Consider the following 17,404-nt stretch of genomic DNA (forward strand, 5'->3'; position numbering starts at 1 on the left):
CGTGCAGTAGTGACACCGGTCCCGGCACAGCTTGGTGACCGGGATGAACACCTTCGGCGAGTACGTCACCACCCCGGGCCGACCCGCCGCGAGCAGGCCGGCGTCGCGCACCCTCGCCGCCACGGCACCCAGCCGGTCCAGGTCCGCACCGGTGGCGGCGAGCAGGACCGTCGCCTCCGCCACGTCCAGGGCGGCGCCACGCTCGACGCGCGCCAGAGCGCGCCGTACCTGCTGATCAGTTGTCATGCTTCACCTTGGCTCGACTTGCGGGGCCGACGATGCATGCGGAGTTCGGGGGAGGTGCAGATTCTCGCTGCCCGACCTGAACCTCCCGATTGCCCCCCAGCTCGGCAGTCCTATGGCTCTCGTTCTTGCGTCACATCATCGTGTGACGGCGGCTACAGTTGCGGAATGCGATCCACTGAACGGACCGCCGTGCCGGACTCCGTGACCGAACGCACTCACCTCATCTTCAGCGCGTTCGAAGGTGATGGGCGGCCGCTGACGTTCTCTGAACTCTCCCGGCGCACTGGTCTGCCCAAGACGACAGTCCACCGGCTCGTGACTCAACTAGCCGACCTGAGATGGCTGGAACGAACCGAGGAAGGGTTCACTCTCAGCAACCGGATCTTCCGGCTGCTCTTGGCGGTGCCCGCACGTGTCGAGCTTCGTGAAGCCGCCCTCCCGTTCATGCAGGACCTCTATGAGGCCACCCACGAGACCGTCCACCTTGCCGTTCGCGACGATCTGTCAGCGCTGTACGTCGAGAAGATCGTCGGTCGTCGTCAGGTGACATCTCTGACGCGCGTCGGAGGGCACATGCCACTGCACTGCACCGGCGTCGGAAAGGTACTTCTTGCCCATGCTGACGCGGAGACCGCACAGCGCGTGCTTCGGCAGCGACTGGAGCGAATGACCACGGCAACGATCACTCAGCCCGCGCTCCTCAACGCCGAGCTCCGCAAGATCCGTGAAGGCGGTCACGCCTACGACCGCCAGGAATCGTCGGTCGGTATGACGTGCGTCGCCGCCGCGATCACGAACGCTGACGGGCACGTCGTCGGCGCGCTCTCGGTCGCCGGTGGCGCCCAACGGTTTCGACCTGACACGGTCCGGTCGGCGGTAGTAGCAGCCGCCCTCGGAGTCGGTCGCCAACTGCGCACGCTCGCTGCGGCGAAGAGCCTCTAGTGTCCTGAAGCAGGTAATCCGGCCGTCCGGCCGGATCTCACCGACCATCCGGACCGCACGCTCACGCAACTCGACCGGGTACCTCTGCGACGTACTCCCTGACGTGACTCCATCCTTCCCCAGGACGGGAGTCTCCGGACTCGCCGGGGCGGTCCACACCGCTCTGCCCGTTCAGTCACCTCCCGAGCGGCCGAAGCGACGACGCGCTGCGACCCTGACCCGCTGGTAGCGCGCCCTGATCCGTCCCCCTACTGCGGCTGCGAGCAGGGTGAACCCGCTCGGGGGAGCGGCGGCGGCGTCGGGTTCCACGCCGGCCGCCGCCTGGTCGATCGCTCGCGCGAAGTCCTCGAACATGCGCCGGCTGACATCGCCGGCGAGCGAGCGCCCGAAGCCAGCTATCCGGCCGGTCAGGTACACGCTCGCCTCCGCGTGCAGGGACGTACCCGAGGCAGAGGGCTCGGCCACCATGACGATGCGGGCCTGCGCACTGCCCCCACCGGTGTCCTTGCCCTGGGCGTTGATCGCGATCCGCTCCGGCGACTGCTCCAGCACGTGAGCCATGCCCTGGAATGACAGTCGCACCGGACCGAGAGCCACCTGCGCTCGACCCAGGTACCAGTCGTCGCCGAGCACATCGGTCAGCTCGGCGCCGGGCAGGCAGCGGGCGAGCAGGCGTACGTCGCCCATCACCCGGGCGACGTCCGCCGGGCTCGAGGTCAGGGCGCTGGTGAGGTCGATCGCGATCGTCGGTTCGCCGGTGGGCAGGTTGATCCGTTCGGGATGCCCTTGCCCGTGGGTGGGATCGACGTCCTCGGTGGTGTCGGTGCTGGCGGTGCCGGTTGATCCTGCGGGTGTCCGGCCCACCAGCGTGCGGCTGCCGCAGTTGCCAGGGGCCGGGAGGCCGCCCCGGAAGTTCTCGGCCACGTCGTCGACGGCGTCGATGATGTTTCGGTAGCCGGTGCAGCGGCACAGCACGCCGGACAGCTCCGAGGGCAGATCTTCGCGGGTGATCTCCGGCTCATGGCTGAGCAGGTCGTACGAGCTCATCAGGAATCCCGGAGTGCAGAAACCACACTGCAGGGCGTGATGGCGACCGAAGGACTCCTGCAGCGGATGCAGATCGTCCTGGCGCCCCAAGCCCTCGACCGTCGTCACCTCGGCGCCATCGAGCTGGACCGCGAACAGCAGGCAGGCCCGAGCGGCTTCGCCGTCCACCAGCACCGTGCACATGCCGCAGATGCCGTGCTCACACCCGACGTGGGTGCCGGTGAGACCGAGGTGGTCTCGTAGCGCGTCGGACAGGGTGACCCGAGCCGGCAGCGACATGGAGACGGAGCTGCCGTTGACGCTCAGGTTGACCTCGACGGTGTCGCTGGATGCGGTGCGGCTCTGCGCTGTGGGGAGGTTCATCGGACTCCGGACTCTCGGCGGCGGGACTTCACGAAGGCGCGGCTGAGCTGGCGGGAGAGCAGCCCGGCCACCAGCTGCCGGCGATAACCGGGACTGGCATGCGCGTCGCCGACCGTGTCGACCACCGCGGCTGCGATCTCCTCAGCGGGGCCGGCGGCCAAGGCTCGGCGAAGATCCGCCTCGTCGGGCTCCGGACCGGTCACGTCCAGCGCGGCGCGCAGGTGGGTCGAGACGTCGGCGCTGGCCGGCCGGTCGGCGACCCCGAAGCAGGTGATGTTCGCGGTCACCGTCTCACCAGTGGTCCTGACGCGCACCGCGACGCCGGCGAGGGCGAAGTCACCGTGGCGACGAGCGAACTCCCCGAAGCCGAAACCCTCGTCGGGGGAGGCGACAGGAAAGGACACCTCGGTGAGGAGCTCGTCAGGCTCGATCACGGTCGACATGGCACCGGTGAAGAAGTCACCGGCGGAGACCTGCCTGCTTCCGCGGGTGCTGCGCAGCGTCATCGTGGCGCCCAGGCAGCTCGCGATCGCCGGCAGCTCGGCCGACGGGTCGGCGTGTGCGATGCTGCCGCACACGGTGCCGCGGCTGCGGATCTCGCGGTGGCCCACCCACGGCAACGCGAGCCCGAGCAGGGGCACCGCTCGGGCGAGGTCGTCGTACTGCACCTGGCGCTGCCGGACCATCGCGCCCACTCGCAGCGAGCCGTTGTCGCGCGACAGCTTCGTGAGCTCCGGGACGGCGCTCAGGTCCACCAGGGAGGACGGGCGCCCCAGCCGCATAGCCAGCACGGGCACCAGCGACTGGCCACCGGCCAGGACCTTGGCTCCCTCGAGCTCGAGCTCGACGACGGTGTCCTCGACGGTGCCGGGGCGGACGTAGGCGAACGGGGCGGCCTTCATGGGGAGGTCACCGGCCCTGGAACTTCGGGGTCCGCTTCTCCCCGAACGCGGCGACGCCCTCGGCGAAGTCGTGGGTGGCGCGCAACATCGAGTACGCCTTCCGTTCGAGCTCGATGCCCGTGTAGAGCGGGCCGTCCACGCCTCGGTCCAGGACCTCCTTGGCAGTGCGAAGCGCGACCGGGGAGTAGCCGAGCAGCATCGTGACGACGTGGTCGACCTTCTGCTCCAACTCGTCACCGTCGGCACAGTTCGCAGCGGTGAGGCCCCAGTCGAACGCCTGCTGGCCGGTGATCCGCTCACCGGTGAGGATGTGGTACTTGGCACGGGACAGACCGATGAGCCGGGCAAGCCGCTGGGTCCCGCCGCTGCCGGGCATCATGCCGAGCTTCATCTCCGGGAGCGCAAACCGGGAGCGGTCCGTGGCGAGCCGGATGTCCGCGGCCAGCGCCAGCTCGAGGCCGACGCCGAAGCAGTAGCCGTCGATGGCGACGATGACCGGTTTCGGGCTCCGGGCGGCCGCGGTCACATTGTGTCCGAGGTCGGTCAGGTCGATCGGGTCCACCTCCATGAAGCCGGCGATGTCGCCGCCTGAGGTGAAGTGCTCGCCCTCGCCGCGGATCACCACGACCTGCACGCGGTGGTCGGCGTCGATCTCGGTGAAGCGGTCCTGCATCATCTGCCGGGTCTCCATCGTGATCACGTTGTAGCGACCGTGGTCGATGGTGAGGTTGGCGACTCGACCGTCGTGGCTGTGGTCGAGGCGGATCTCGCCTCCGGTGAGTGGCATGTCAGCTCCCTTTCGTGGTGTTGAGCAGCTGGTGCAGGACGTTTCCGTGCAGCGGCATCGAAGTGATCTCGATGCCCTCCGGTGCGAGGGCATCGGCAACGGCATTGGCTATCGCCACGGGCAGGCTCATGGAGGTGCCTTCCCCCGACCCCTTGGCCCCCAGCCGGGTCAGCGGTGACGGCGTCTCCTGGTGGCCGCTGACCAGCGGGAAGCAGGACTCCGCGGAGGTGGGGCAGAGGTAGTCCATGAACGTGCCGGCGGTCGGCTGACCGGCGTCGGAGTAGGTCATCTCCTCGAACAGCGCACCGCCGAGCGCCTGGACCATGGCGCCGTGCACCTGGCCCTCGAGCAGGGTGGGGTTCAAGATCGTGCCCGCGTCGTGGACGCTGGAGAGCTTCTCGATGGTGACCTTGAGCGTCTCCTTGTCGATGCGTACGGCGACCACGTCGGCGACGAAGCCGTAGCAGAGGCTGGAGTTGATCTGGTCGGTGCGGGAAGCCGCTTTCGACTGCGGAGGGGTGAAGGCCGCCTCCTCGTAGAGCCGGGCCGAGACGCCCTCCGGCAAGGAGCCAGGATCCCAGTGCACCAATCCGGCGGCGTGCCGGAAGGCGACCGATCGGCTGGGCTCGTCGGCCACCCGGACCGTCCCGTCGATCAGCTCCAGCGCCGCGGGATCCGCGCCGAGCAGCACGGAACCGGCCAGCTTGATCGTCTCGGCGATCCGGTCGCAGGCCTCGAGGAGAGCGCTGGTCAGCAGCGGCGCGAAACGAGACGAGTAGCTTCCAGAGCTGATCGTCCAGGGCGTCGTCGCGGTGTCCATCTCCACACGGGGCCGGACCTGAGCGACCGGGAGGCCCAGATGCTCGGCCACGATGTCGCGCGCGACGGTGGCGTGGCCCTGACCCTGGGGCACGGTGCCGAGGAGGACCGACACGATCCCCTGCGGGTCGACGCTGACACGAACGTGCTCGGTGGACCCTGACTTGCCACGCTTGGCAGTGCGGTCCTGCACGGGTGTGGCAAGGCCGACGTAGCCGATGTTGGTGGCCGAGGGGTCGACGATCGTGGCGATCCCGATGCCCATCCACTCGCCGTTCTCGCGGACGATGCGTTGCTGTTTGCGCAGCCCCTCGTAGTCGGCGTTCTCCAGGGCCAGGTCCAGTGCGCTGTGGTAGTCGCCCGAGTCGTAGATGCCACCGCTGGGCGTGGCGTAGGGGAACGCGTCCGCCGGCACCATGTTCCGGCGACGGATGTCGGCCGGGTCGATGTCGCAGACGACGCCGATGTCGTCCATCAGCCGCTCGAGCCCGAAGTACAGCTGTTGTCCGCCGAAGCCGCGGTTCAGCCCGGTGGGTGCCTTGTTGGTCACCACCGCGCGAGCCCGGATGGTCACCGCGTCGATGTCGTAGGCGCCGGTGATGTTGCCGAAGCACCGGTAGAGCGTGCTGGGCTCGGGGGGCCGCAGATAGGCTCCCACGTTGTCGATCAGGTCCACCCGAAGCGCGCTGACCACGCCTTGGTGGTCGACGGCTGCCTCGAAGGTCATCAGTCTGTCCGACCCGGACGAACTGGCCAGGAGGTGCTCGAGCCGGTCCTCCGTCCACCGGACTGGCCGGCCGGCGTACTTGCTGGCCACGGCCATCAGCGCGATGTAGGGATAGACGGCCGACTTGATGCCGAAGCTGCCGCCGATGTCGGCGGGCACGACGAGACGAAGTGAGGACGTCGGGATGCCGAGCGCGCCGGCGACCACCGGTGCCATGGAGAACGGGCCGTGGAAGTTGGCGTGCGCCGTGACCTCGGGTCCCTCACGCCCGTCCCGCCAGTCGGCCACGACGGAGTAGCACTCCATCGGTGTGGAGGAGTAGCGCGGGAAGGAGTAGCTGCGGCTGACCACGTGCTGCGCGGCAGCAAACGCACCATCGACGTCGCCGAACTCGAAGGTGCGGTCGGTTGCGACATTGCTCTCGGCCTGGTCGTGCAGTCGAGGCGCGTCGGGTTCCAGGGCGGCATCGGTGCGGACGACCGCAGCCAGCGGCTCGTAGTCGATCTCGACGAACTCGGCGGCGTCCTCGGCGAGATACCGGTCGGAGGCGATGACCACGGCGACCGGCTCGCCCACGAAGCGGGTCTTGTCGGTGGCGGTCGGGTAGTACGGCGTGGGGGCGCTGACCGACAGCGGGAACGGCTTGAGGGTAGCCAGGATCTCCTCGGGGCCGATCACTGCGGCCACACCGGGCTGGGCCCGTGCCCGGTCGAGGTTGACGGAAAGGATTCGCGCATGCGCGTGGGGGCTCCGCACCACGGTGGCCACCAGGGTCCCGGGGAGCGGATCGAGGTCGTCGAGGAACCGGCCCTGGCCGGTGAGCAGCGCAGCATCCTCGATACGGGCAAGCTCGGTCATGGTGTCTCCTCGCCGGAGTCTGCAAGTCGCACGAAGTCGCCGTCGGTCAGTCGACGACGCAGGATCTTTCCCACCGCGGACTTGGGGATCTGGTCGACCACCACAAAGCGCTTGGGCCGCTTCATCGAGGGGAGACCGGACTCGTCACGGGAGAACCGCTCGATCTTCTCGATGGTCTGGCTGGGAGAGTCATCAGGTGCACCCACCAGGAACGCGGTGACGGCATGACCCCACTTGTCGTCGGGGGTGCCCACGACCACGACCTCGCGGACGTCGGGGCTGTTGGCCAGGGCGTTCTCGATCTCCTCCGGGTAGATGTTCTCGCCGCCGGAGTTGATCATGTCGTCGACCCGTCCGGACACCCACAGGTCGCCCTCCTCGTCCGCGGTGGCCAGGTCGCCGGTGAAGTACCAGCCCTCGCGAATGGCCGAACGGTCCGCGTCCGGTCGGTGCCAGTAGCCACCGAAGGCCTCCAGGCTCTGCATCGAGACAACCACCTGGCCCTGTTGACCGGGAGCCACCGTCTGCTCTGGCGAGGCGCTGGGATCGGGGTGGACCAGCCGTACCTCGGAGAACACGCCGGCACGACCGGCGCACCCCGGCTTGTTCGCCGCGTCGGGTCCGATCGTGAACGTGTAGATCTCGGTGCTGCCGAAGTGGTTGACGAAACGCTCGGGCTGGACGACGTCAGCGAGCTTCTGGGCGAGCGTCGGGGTCATCGAGGCGCCGGCGTAGGCAAGCCTGCGGACCGACGTCGCCTCCTCCAGCCGACCGGTCTCCAGCAGCGACCAGAAGATCGTCGGCACAAGATAGAGGGCACTGACTCCCTCGGAGGTGATCAGGTCCAGTGAGGACTCTGCCTCGAACTTGGCCTGGGGCACCCAGGTGCCGGCGGCCACCACACTGGCCAGCAGGGTGCGCAGGCCCATGGTGTGGAACAGCGGCATCACACCCAGGGCGACCTCGCCGGGGGCGTGTCCGGTCTGGATCAGGTGCGCCACTGCGGCGTAGTGCTCGGCCCGGTGTGTTCGGGGGACACCCTTCGGTCGACCCGTGGTGCCTGAGGTGTAGAGCATGACGCTGATGTCGTCGCCCCGCGGCGTGGCTGGGACCCTGGTCGTCGGGGCCTGCGCGGCCGTGTGGTGGAGGGAAGAGGTTCCGAGAGGTGCGTCCTCGGGCTCACCGGCCCACACGACGGGCGGTGACTTCGCCGCGGTCTGCCGCAGTGCCGCGACCACCAGTGCGTGCGTGGACTCGTCGACCGCGATCAGTGCCGGATCGCAGTCGTCGATGCAGTAGGCCAGCTCGTCGGGACTCAGCCGCGTGGACAGGGGCAGGGAGACGACCCGAGCCTTCTGAGCGGCCATGTGCAACGTCGCCAGGGGTTCGCCGCCGCGAAGGAGGAAGATCGCCCGGCTGCCTTCGGCTGCGCCCAGGTGGTGCAGGGCATGCGCGACCTGCTCGGTGCGGACGTCCCATTCGGCGTAGGTCAGGGGGGCGGGGCCGCCGATGGCTCGTCGGTGCGGGTAGCGCTCGGTGGTCCACCGCAGAGCCGTTGCCAGGTCCACCATGTGCTCCTTCACCGTCTCAGCCAGATGATATGATTCAGACGTTCAGCAGATTACGGTACGCTTCGGACCATGTCAAACATGAGGCTGACGACCACGTCGTACGTCGTGCTGGGGATGATCGCGATGCGCGGGCCGTCGACGTCGTACGAGCTCAAGCGAGCGGTGAACCACTCGGTGGGCTACTTCTGGCCGTTCCCGCACGCGCAGCTCTACTCCGAGCCCAAACGGCTCTACGAGCTCGGACTGCTCGACCTGCAGGCCGAGAAGGACGGCCGCCGGCGACAGACCTACACCGTCACCGATGCCGGCATGACGGCGCTGCGCGCATGGCTGGCCGAGCCGACGGAGGAACCGTTGCAGGTCCGTGATGTCGGCGAGCTGAAGCTGTTCTTCGGTGAGTTCGCGGAGTCGAAGGACATCCTGAACCTGGCTCGCGAGCAGATCGAGCAGCACCAGGAGCGGATCTCCACCTATGAGGAGATGCAGGCGCGCTTCGGTCAGCGCGAGGACGTGGCGGCCCGCATGGTGCCACTGGGTCTCGGTCTGGCGATCGAGCACGCCGCGCTGCGGTTCTGGCAGGACCTGGAGAAGGAACGCAGCTGACGCGGTGCCGATGCAGTCGGGCGGGCTTCAGCACGGCCTCAGACGGCGGCAGCCGCCAGCGCTTCGTCCCAGCCGGCTCGGTCCGCGACCATCCGGCGCAGCGGCAGCAGCCGACGGGTGGCGTTGATTCCGGCTACGCCACCCAGGCGGTCACCGAACCGGTAGAGCGCCACCGTCGTGCCGAGCTCCGCGTCGCGATGCACGGACACCTCGTCGCTGCCTCCGGTCCACCCGGCCACCTGGATCCTGGATCCGTACTGATCGGACCAGACGTACGGCACCGGTGCATACGCGGTGAGCATGCGGGCCCCGGGATGGTCGTGGTCGGCCAGCAAGGTCGCCACGGCGGCGACTGCCTGCTCCCTGGCGTTGGTCCAGTGCTCGACGCGACCGAGCTCGTCGGTCATCGGGTGGTGCCAGCGGGCGACGTCCCCCGCGGCGTACACGCCTGGGGCGCTGGCCCGGCAGAACGCATCGCACACGACGCCGTTGTCGATCTCCAGACCGGACGTCTCGAGCCACTTCGTGGCCGGCTCCGAGCCGACGCCGACGACCGCCAGGTCGGCCTCGACCACGGTGCCGTCGTCCAGCGCGACTCGCTCCAGTCGCCCCTCACCCGCGAACCCGCGGACCGTCACTCCGCAGCGCAGGTCCACGCCATGGGCGACGTGCAGCTCCCCGCAGATTTCGCCCATGTGGTCGCCCAGACCCCTGGACAGTGGCCGGGGCAGCGCCTCGACCATCGTGACGCCCAGTCCTCGCCGCCTCGCCTCTGCCCCGACCTCCGCACCGATGAAGCCGCCGCCCACGACGACGACCCGCGGCATCGCGTCGAGAGCCGCTCGGATGGCGAGGGCGTCGTCGAGCGTCCGGAGCGTGTGCACGCCGGTGAGGCCGAGTGGAACCGGGAGAGACCGAGGCTTCGTCCCGGTCGTGACCAGCAAGGCGTCGTACTCCACGATGCTTGCGTCCTGCAGCTCCACCTCGCGTGCGTCGGGATCCAGCGCGATCGCGGGCTGGCCTCGGCGCCAGTCGAGGGAGAGTCCCTCGATCACGTCGTGCGGGCGCAACTGGATACGTGGCGTGTCCCAGCTGCCGCTCAGCAGCTGTTTGGACAGCGGCGGACGGTCGTACGGAAGGTGCTGCTCCTCACCGACCATCGTGATCGTCGAGTCGTAGCCGGCCTTCCGCAGCGCCTCGGCCGCATGGATCCCGGCCAGCGAGCTCCCGATGATCGCCACTCGGCGAAGCGATCCCATCAGGAGGTGAGCTCAATCGCCTCGACCGGGCACGAAGCTGCTGCCTGCTCGGCCTGCTCCTGCAGCCCCACACCCACGTCCGAGACCAGTGGGTACGCCACCCCGTCGTCGTTGATGTCGAACAGCTCCGGCGCGGCCAGTACGCAGTCGCCGTAGCCACAGCACTTGTCGGCGTCGATGGTGATGTGCATGTCCCGCCCCCCGTTCACCAGGTCACCGGCAGCCGGCGCACGCCGAGATGGCGCCCCCCGCCTTCGAGCGGTGATGTCCGCTCGACGGTCCCGTCGACGTGAAACCCGGGCAGCCGCTTGAGCAGGGTGGTCACCGCGATCCGCATCTCTGACTTGGCAAGCGGCATCCCCGGGCAGCTGTGGATGCCGGCACCGAAGGCAAGGTGCCGGTTGGGGCTGCGATCCAGGATGACCTCGTCCGGGTCGACGAACACGGCGCTGTCCCGATTTGCCGAACCGAACAGCAACATGATCCGTTCACCCGCGGAGATGTGCGCGTCGCCCATCGTGACGTCTTCCATCGCGAGCCGAGGGAACCACTGCAGGGGGGCGTTGTAGCGCAGGATCTCGTCGATCGCGGTCGGGATCCGACGCTCGTCCTCGAGAAGGTGAGCGTGGATCTCGGGGTGCTCTGCCAGGTACATCAGTGCGTTGCCGAGACCGAGCGCGGTGGAGTCGTGTCCGGCGTAGGTGAGGATGAACATCATGTTGGCGAGCACCTCGTCCGGGACCTCGAGGTCGAAGTTGATCGTCAGCAGCTGGGAGATGAAGTCGTCGCCGGGCTGCTGACGGCGCTCCTCGAAGACGGTCATCCAGTAGTCCGCGACCCCGGCGATCACCGCCTGCGCCTGGGGGCCCGAGGCATGGTCGAGGAACTCCAGCGAGTAGCCGCGGATGTCGTCCGCCTGCTCGGGCCGCAACCCGTAGAGCTGGGTGATGACGTCCAGCGGCAGCGGGATCGACATCTGCTCCACCAGTTCGGCCCTGCCGGTGTCGATGAAGGAGTCGATCAGCCGGTCGACGGTGGCTTGGATCGCAGGCTCCATCTGCTTGGCCGCAACGGCACTTGTCAACGGAGCGATCAGCTTGCGGAAGGCCGCGTGCTCCGGCGGATCGAAGTCGATGGGTGGGAACCGGTGGTCGGAGACGGCGGGGACGTAGACGCCCCCGGTGGAGGAGAACCGCTGGTGGTCGGCGGCGGCCGCCTTGACGTCGTCGTACCGGGAGATCGCCCAGTAGCCGCCGTACTTCTCGCCGTGGGCGACCGGGCACTCAGACCGGAGCTCCTCGTAGAGCTCGTAGGCGCGTTCTGGCGTGAGGTCCGGCGCGTGCGGCTCGAACACCAGTCTCTGGTCCGTGTCGGTCACCGGGTTCTCGACGGTGCTGTGCGTTCTCTGGTCGTCTGCCATGGTTCAGCTCCCTGAGTCGGACGGTTCCTCGTGCGAGGCGGTCATGGGTTCGGGGCTGCGAGCTCGTCGGTGGTGGACTCGCGGGCGCGACGCTCACCGACCCACCGGCGGTGGTGGACCTGCGGCAGCCCGAGCAGGTCGAGAGCGCGGTGCACGGTGTTGTCAACGATCTCCTCGACCGAGGTCGGGCGCGTGTAGAACGCCGGCACCGGCGGCATGATCACTGCTCCCGCCTCGGTGGCCTGTGTCATCAGTCGCAGGTGTCCGATGTGGAGCGGTGACTCGCGGAGCAGGAGGACCAGCCGGCGCCGTTCCTTGAGGGTGACGTCTGCGGCGCGGACGACCAGGTTCTCGTCGTAGCTGTTGGCAATGCCAGACAGGGTGCGCACACTGCACGGGGCGACCAGCATGCCGGCCACCGGGAACGAGCCGCTCGAGATCGAGGCGCCCAGATCGGTCGTCGAGTGCACGACGCTGGCGAGGTCCTTGATCTCCGCCACCGACAGATCGGTCTCCTGGCCGATCGTGGCCACGCCCGACCGGGTGATGACCAGGTGGGTCTCGACCCGGGCTTGTCGCAGCAGTTCGAGCGCGCGTACGCCGTAGCCGATGCCGGAGGCGCCGGTGATCGCGACGATGACGCGGGTCGGTTCTTCGAGGTCAGCCAAGGCCGGGCTCCAGATGGTCGATGAGGTCGTCCAGCCGAGATGGGTCGCTGATCCGGGACGCCATCAAGGCGTGGTGCGAGCGTTTGTCGGGGTGCACCGTCGCATCCATGGCGAGCTTGGCCGTGGGCCCTTCCTCGGCCGAGGGGTCGAGCCCGCCTCCGCGGGTGTGCGGGACGACGAGCAGGTCCCGGTCGGCCTGGAACCGGGTGGCGACCGCCCATCCGACCATCTCGTCGTCGAAGACGTCCACGTCCTCGTCGACGAGCACCACCAGCTTCACGGGTGCCAGTGCGCCGAACACGGCCATCGCAGCGTGGTTGGCCGTGCCGGGCGACGCGTTGCGCAGCGCGACCACCGCGTGCATCCGGCAGGAGCCGCCTTCGGTGAGCCGGACCGCGTGCGGTCGGGTCCCGGCTGCCTCCAAGGCCTGGAACAGCCGCGCCTCGCGGGGGAGGCCGCCGACCCAGAAGTGCTCGCGTCCTCCGGAGAGGATGGTCTGCGCAATCGGATCCTCGCGCCGCCACCGGTCCGTCAGCTCGATCACCGGGGCCTGGCCGGCGGGTCCGTAGGTGCGCGGGTACTCCCCGAACGGTCCTTCCTCGGCGCGTCGCCCGGCCCGCACCTTGCCGAGGAGCACCATCTCCGCGCGTGCCGGCACGGGGGTGTCGTGCCCCGGAAGCGTGACGACCTCGAGCGCGCGAGGATGCAGAGCACTGGCGACCTCGAGGTCGTCCAGGTCGGCCACCGCGGGGGACTGGGAGGCGAGTGTCAGAGCCGGGTCGACGCCGATGCACAAGGCGATGGACAGGTCCTCACCGCGGCGCTCGTGCTCGTCGAAGATCGACCGCAGCCGACCTGGTAGGAGCAGGACTCTCAGCTCACGCGGCCCGGCCACCTGAAGGCGGTTGATCGACAGGTTGGTGCGGCCGGTGCGCGGGTCGCGCACCGTCAGCAGGGCAGAGGTGAGGTAGCGACCGGCGTCGTGCTCGTGCTGCACCGGCAGCGGCAGATCGGAGAGCAGATCCTCTCCGGTGTCGTGGACGGCCGCTACGGGGGCGTCACCGATGGGCACCTCCTCACAGCCGACTGGGGATGCGATCGCGTCGCCGAGCCTGCGCACGACGTCATGTGGCGCGCACTGCAGCAGCTCGTCGAAATCCGCGCGCGTCGCGAGCGTGTTGCCGACGAGCGGGAAGGCCGATCCCTGCACCGACTCGAACAGAACGGCACTGCGTCCGTCGCACCGGGCCAGGACAGCGGCCACCTCCTGGTCCGGGTCGATGCTGGCGGCGAGCGAACGAATCTCGCCGCGCTCTCGAAGCAGCGCGAGCCAACCCCTGAGGTCGGCGGCGCCTGGCCACACCTGGTCGTCGATGTCCTCGTGATGGCCGGGCATCAGATCGAGAAGTGGATGTGTTTGAGTTCGGTGAACTGGGCCAGTCCCTCGACGCCGCGGGTCCGACCGAGGCCGGACATCCGTACGCCGCCCGAGGGCATCTCGCTGTAGGAGCGGTTGTAACCGTTGACCCACACGGTCCCTGCCTTGAGCTGGCGGGCCGCCGACATGGCGTGCGAGAGATCGCGTGACCAGACCGAGACGGCGAGCCCGAACGGCGTGGCGTTGGCGAGCTCGAGTGCCGCGTCGCTGCTTGCGTAGGACTCGAGGGTCAGCAGCGGTCCGAAGATGTCCTCTTGGACCAGCCGGGAGCTCGGCTCGACGTCGGTCACGAGCGCGGGGGTCAGGAAGTTGCCGGGTAGGCCGTCCGGGTGGACCTGTTCGCCGCCGACGACGATCCGGGCGTCGCGGCGTGCCAGGTCGAGATAGCCGTTCACCTTCGCCATCGCCGCTGACGACACGAGGGGGCCCATCACGCTGTCCGGCTTGCGCGGGTCGGCCGGGCTGATCTCCGCGAAGGCAGCCCCGAGAATCTTCTCCGCCGAAGTCAGATCGTCTTGGTGGACCAGCACGCGTGTGCAGGCCATGCACATCTGTCCGCTGGTCACGATCGCGGCGCGGGCCGCCTGCTCCAGCGCTGCCTCGAGGTCGCCGTCGGGAAGCACCAGCATCGAGGCCTTGCCGCCCAACTCGAGCAGCGGGCGGGTCATGGTCTCGGCGGCCTCACGCATCACGGCCTGGCCCGCTTCGGTCGACCCGGTGATCGCGACCGCGGCCGTGGCCGGGTGCCGGACCAGTGCGGAGCCGACGTCGGCACCGCCGGGAAGGCACTGCAGCACCTCGACCGGGATCCCGGCCCGGTGCCCGAGGGTGATCACCCGCTCGGTGACCCCGGTCGTCTGGGGCGCCGGCTTCACCAACGCGGTGACACCCGCCGCGAAGGCGGGCGCGAGGTCGCGCAGGAGCAGGAGGATCGGCCAATTCCACGGCGTGATGAAGACCGTCGGTCCAACCGGTTCGCGAACGAGGTGCGCCTCACTGCCGTCGTGGAGGGACCCGGCGCTGCCCAGGGGGAGTCGCGCCAGGCCGGCGTTGAACCGCAAGGCGTCGATGCTGCCCGAGATCTCCGTGCGGGCCTCGGTCCGGGACTTGCCGGTCTCGCGCACCAGCTGGGTGATCAAGAGATCGGACTCGTCGCGGATCAGGTCGGCCCACGCCTGCATGACCTCGGACCTGCGTCGGTGGTCACGTGGCCAGGATCCGGTCATCGACGTTGCGGAGGTTTCCGCGGCGGCGTCGAGCTCGTCCGCCGTAGCCGCGGTCACCGGAGGCAACGGTTCCAGCGTCGTGGGGTCGAGTGGCTGGAAGTCGGAGTTGGTCATACGAACGTCCCACCTCCGTCCACGATGAGCGTCTGGCCGGTGACGAAGCCAGAGGCCGGACCGGCGAGCCAGGTCACCGCGCCGACGAGATCCTCGGGGACCATGGCTCGCGGGATCGCCCGTGAACTGGCAGCAGCGGCGAGGTAGTCGCCGGAGTTCAGATCCCGGGTCGCCGTGTCGTCGACGAGTCCCGGGGAGACCGAGTTCACGGTGGTGCCGTCCGCTCCGAGCTCGCGGGCCGCCGAGCGGGTCAGGCCTTCGACCGCCGCCTTCGACGCGACGTAGTGCGCGAAGCCCGGGGCACCGTTTCGGGCGACGACCGAGGAGATGTTCACGATCCGCCCGTGGCCGCTCACGGCCAGGTGCGGCGCGGCGGCCTTGATCACCTGCCACATCCCGATCACGTTGACCCGCAGCACCAGCTCCCACTCGTCGCACGTCAGCTGCGTGAGCGGACGCTTGGCGCCCAGGGTGCGATAGATGGCTGCGTTGTTGACCACGCTGTGCAGGCCGCCGAACTCCTTCACTGCGGTGTCGACCGCGTGTTCGACGGTCGTTGCGTCGGTGATGTCGCACGGCACGAAGACCGCGCGGCCGGGACCCGCCTCTGTTGCCTCGTTGACGATGCCCTGGCCGTCATCCTCGAGAGCGGGCAGATCGGCAGCGACGACGCTGGCACCCGCAGCGGTGAACGCCTTCACGTAGGTGGCGCCGATGTCACCGGTGACGCCGGTCAGCAGCACCACCCGGTCGGCGAGGGACATCTCGGGGAGGCTCATGCGGTGGTTCCTTCGTTGTCGGCCACCTCGCTGCTTGACGAGTGGGGAGTGGTGAGACGTGTCTTGGGCACCTCGTCCTCGAGTCCGACGGCGAGGTCGGCCTTCCGGTCGATGTCTCCTCGCGTCTCGGGGCTCACCCAGACCGCGACCAGGAAGACCAGGACCGACGCGACCAGGAAGACCGCGAGTCGGCCGGGGACGTCATCGAGGCCAGGGCTGAGGAGGTTGACGAACGTCGGCAGGAGACCACCGAGCATGAAGCCGGTGTTCCAAGAGACCGCCGTACCGCGGGACCGCAGAGCGGTCGGGTAGCGCTCGTTGAGGAAGATCATCACCGGCGCGTAGGCAGCATTGGCGAAGAACGCGAGCAGACAGGAGAACAGCAACACCGTGCCGGTGTCGCCGGGGTCTACCTTGGCCAGCACGAGCGTGATCACCGGGAGCAGGACGAGGTTCGCTCCGCCGATCCACAGCATCGTCGTACGACGACCGATCCGTTCGCTCAACTCCCCAGCCAGGGTTGCCGAGACGACAACGACCAGACTGGCGACGAGGAGCACCTCTCCTCGGCTGCTGGCGGGCATCTTGATGACGGATCCGAGCAAGGTGGGGAGGAAGCCCGAGGTGAGGTAGTACTGGGCGCCGGCACCCGCTGCGACCGCGATGTTGATGATCAGGATCTTGCGATAGCCGCCGGTGGCGAGATCGCGGAACCGGGTGCGCTGGGGGTCGACGACCGCTGGGTTGATCTTGGCGGCGGCCTGCTGCTCGTGCCACAGCGGCGACTCCTCGACCTTCATCAGGACGAAGAGACTCAGGACCGCGCCCAGCAGCCCGCTGAAGAACATCACACGCCAGCCGTGCGCCTCGAACGCCGCATCGGAGTAGATGCTGGTCACCACGATGAAGACGACGCTCGCCATGGCGGCGCCGAGACCGGCGCCTCCTCCGCCGATGAGCCCGCTCATGAGACCCCGCCAGCGAGGCGCGACGCTCTCGGTGCCGAGGGTATGCGTGGTTGCGGTCACGCCGCCGACGAACAAGCCCTGGATGATGCGCAGGGCCAGGAAGATGATCGGGGACAGGAATCCGATCGCCGCGTACGTCGGGACCAGGCCCATGGCCGCGGTCGACACGCCCACTCCGGCGAGCACGGTGACCATGATGGTCTTGCGCCCCTTCCGGTCGGCCAGTTCACCGAAGAAGGCCGCGCCGGCCGGGCGCATCAGGATGCTGACGGCGAAGGACGCAAAGACCGCCGCGAGGCTGAGGGTCTGACTGTGCGCCGGGAAGATCTGCTTTCCGACCGGGCCCGCGACGTAGAGCAGGATGAAGAGGTCGAAGAGGTCGAAGGACCAACCTGCGACCGATGCGAAGGCCGCCGCAAGTGGTGCCCGTGACGGACTGTGGTCTTCCGGCCCCGACTGGCGATGTTGCTGTTGCGACATGCTCGGCTTGTCCTTCCGAAAGGGCCGCCCGGACAGAGCATCATCCAAAAGAGACCATCTGATTTAGATGGCCTGAAACGTACAGTCCGTTACGGATGGTGTCAAGCGTCACATGACGGCGGCGTGCCCATCCCAGGTGGGCTCGGGACGGTCGCGGAGACTGGCGGAGCTGCTGATGTGGCTGCTG

The 17,404-nt window shown here is 68.7% G+C and carries 15 protein-coding genes and 1 pseudogene; 2 read left to right on the forward strand and 14 right to left on the reverse strand.

Annotation, left to right across the window (positions count from 1 at the left end; genetic code table 11):
- A pseudogene (locus PD653B2_RS20240) lies at positions 1–246 on the reverse strand (hypothetical protein); the annotation flags it as partial.
- Between the two features lie 165 nt (positions 247–411).
- Between PD653B2_RS20240 and PD653B2_RS20245 the strand changes: the two are divergent.
- Positions 412–1,188 (forward strand): IclR family transcriptional regulator, encoded by a 777-nt coding sequence (locus PD653B2_RS20245; protein ID WP_165763560.1) that lies wholly within the window; start codon positions 412–414, stop codon positions 1,186–1,188.
- A 171-nt stretch (positions 1,189–1,359) separates the two neighbouring features.
- On the opposite strand, the gene PD653B2_RS20250 is transcribed toward PD653B2_RS20245, so the two are convergent.
- The 5 genes from PD653B2_RS20250 to PD653B2_RS20270 are packed head-to-tail and all read right to left on the reverse strand — an operon-like array spanning position 1,360 to position 8,259.
- On the reverse strand, positions 1,360–2,598 hold the full coding sequence (locus tag PD653B2_RS20250; protein WP_085874226.1) for a xanthine dehydrogenase family Fe-S subunit: 1,239 nt from the start codon (positions 2,596–2,598) through the stop codon (positions 1,360–1,362).
- Positions 2,595–3,500 carry an FAD binding domain-containing protein gene (locus PD653B2_RS20255; protein WP_085874227.1) on the reverse strand — a complete coding sequence of 302 codons (906 nt, stop codon included), beginning with the start codon at positions 3,498–3,500 and terminating at the stop codon, positions 2,595–2,597. Before PD653B2_RS20255 ends, PD653B2_RS20250 begins: the two co-directional genes overlap by 4 nt.
- Before the next feature lie 7 nt (positions 3,501–3,507).
- Positions 3,508–4,287: an enoyl-CoA hydratase/isomerase family protein gene (locus PD653B2_RS20260; protein WP_085874228.1), complete on the reverse strand. Its 780-nt coding sequence runs from the start codon at positions 4,285–4,287 to the stop codon at positions 3,508–3,510.
- A 1-nt stretch (position 4,288) separates the two neighbouring features.
- Positions 4,289–6,691 (reverse strand): xanthine dehydrogenase family protein molybdopterin-binding subunit, encoded by a 2,403-nt coding sequence (locus PD653B2_RS20265; RefSeq protein WP_085874229.1) that lies wholly within the window; start codon positions 6,689–6,691, stop codon positions 4,289–4,291.
- Positions 6,688–8,259, reverse strand: a complete 1,572-nt coding sequence (locus tag PD653B2_RS20270; protein WP_165763561.1) for a class I adenylate-forming enzyme family protein — start codon at positions 8,257–8,259, stop codon at positions 6,688–6,690. The genes PD653B2_RS20265 and PD653B2_RS20270 overlap by 4 nt, the downstream gene beginning before the upstream one ends.
- Before the next feature lie 81 nt (positions 8,260–8,340).
- Here PD653B2_RS20270 and PD653B2_RS20275 point away from each other — a divergent pair, with 81 nt between their 5' ends.
- Positions 8,341–8,865: a PadR family transcriptional regulator gene (locus PD653B2_RS20275; protein ID WP_085874231.1), complete on the forward strand. Its 525-nt coding sequence runs from the start codon at positions 8,341–8,343 to the stop codon at positions 8,863–8,865.
- Positions 8,866–8,903: 38 nt separating this feature from the next.
- On the opposite strand, the gene PD653B2_RS20280 is transcribed toward PD653B2_RS20275, so the two are convergent.
- Genes PD653B2_RS20280 through PD653B2_RS20315 form a run of 8 tightly spaced genes read right to left on the reverse strand, consistent with a single transcriptional unit; the run spans position 8,904 to position 17,217 of the window.
- A complete protein-coding gene (locus tag PD653B2_RS20280) occupies positions 8,904–10,106 on the reverse strand; it encodes an NAD(P)/FAD-dependent oxidoreductase (protein WP_242665366.1) in 1,203 nt (400 codons plus the stop codon).
- Between the two features lie 17 nt (positions 10,107–10,123).
- Entirely contained in the window at positions 10,124–10,315 is a 192-nt protein-coding gene (locus PD653B2_RS20285) for a ferredoxin (RefSeq protein ID WP_085874233.1), read from the reverse strand.
- A 14-nt stretch (positions 10,316–10,329) separates the two neighbouring features.
- Entirely contained in the window at positions 10,330–11,544 is a 1,215-nt protein-coding gene (locus PD653B2_RS20290) for a cytochrome P450 (protein WP_085874234.1), read from the reverse strand.
- A 41-nt stretch (positions 11,545–11,585) separates the two neighbouring features.
- Positions 11,586–12,212, reverse strand: coding sequence for a UbiX family flavin prenyltransferase (locus tag PD653B2_RS20295; RefSeq protein ID WP_207559276.1), 627 nt, complete (start codon positions 12,210–12,212; stop codon positions 11,586–11,588).
- Entirely contained in the window at positions 12,205–13,608 is a 1,404-nt protein-coding gene (locus PD653B2_RS20300) for a UbiD family decarboxylase (protein ID WP_085874235.1), read from the reverse strand. The genes PD653B2_RS20295 and PD653B2_RS20300 overlap by 8 nt, the downstream gene beginning before the upstream one ends.
- Positions 13,608–14,990 (reverse strand): aldehyde dehydrogenase family protein, encoded by a 1,383-nt coding sequence (locus PD653B2_RS20305; RefSeq protein ID WP_085874236.1) that lies wholly within the window; start codon positions 14,988–14,990, stop codon positions 13,608–13,610. The genes PD653B2_RS20300 and PD653B2_RS20305 overlap by 1 nt, the downstream gene beginning before the upstream one ends.
- Entirely contained in the window at positions 14,987–15,769 is a 783-nt protein-coding gene (locus PD653B2_RS20310) for an SDR family NAD(P)-dependent oxidoreductase (RefSeq protein ID WP_085874237.1), read from the reverse strand. Before PD653B2_RS20310 ends, PD653B2_RS20305 begins: the two co-directional genes overlap by 4 nt.
- Positions 15,766–17,217: an MFS transporter gene (locus tag PD653B2_RS20315; RefSeq protein ID WP_085874238.1), complete on the reverse strand. Its 1,452-nt coding sequence runs from the start codon at positions 17,215–17,217 to the stop codon at positions 15,766–15,768. The genes PD653B2_RS20310 and PD653B2_RS20315 overlap by 4 nt, the downstream gene beginning before the upstream one ends.
- Positions 17,218–17,404 lie beyond the last annotated feature (187 nt).

The sequence above is a fragment of the Nocardioides sp. PD653-B2 genome, assembly GCF_002117935.1.
In the GTDB taxonomy this organism is placed as follows: Bacteria; Actinomycetota; Actinomycetes; order Propionibacteriales; family Nocardioidaceae; genus Nocardioides.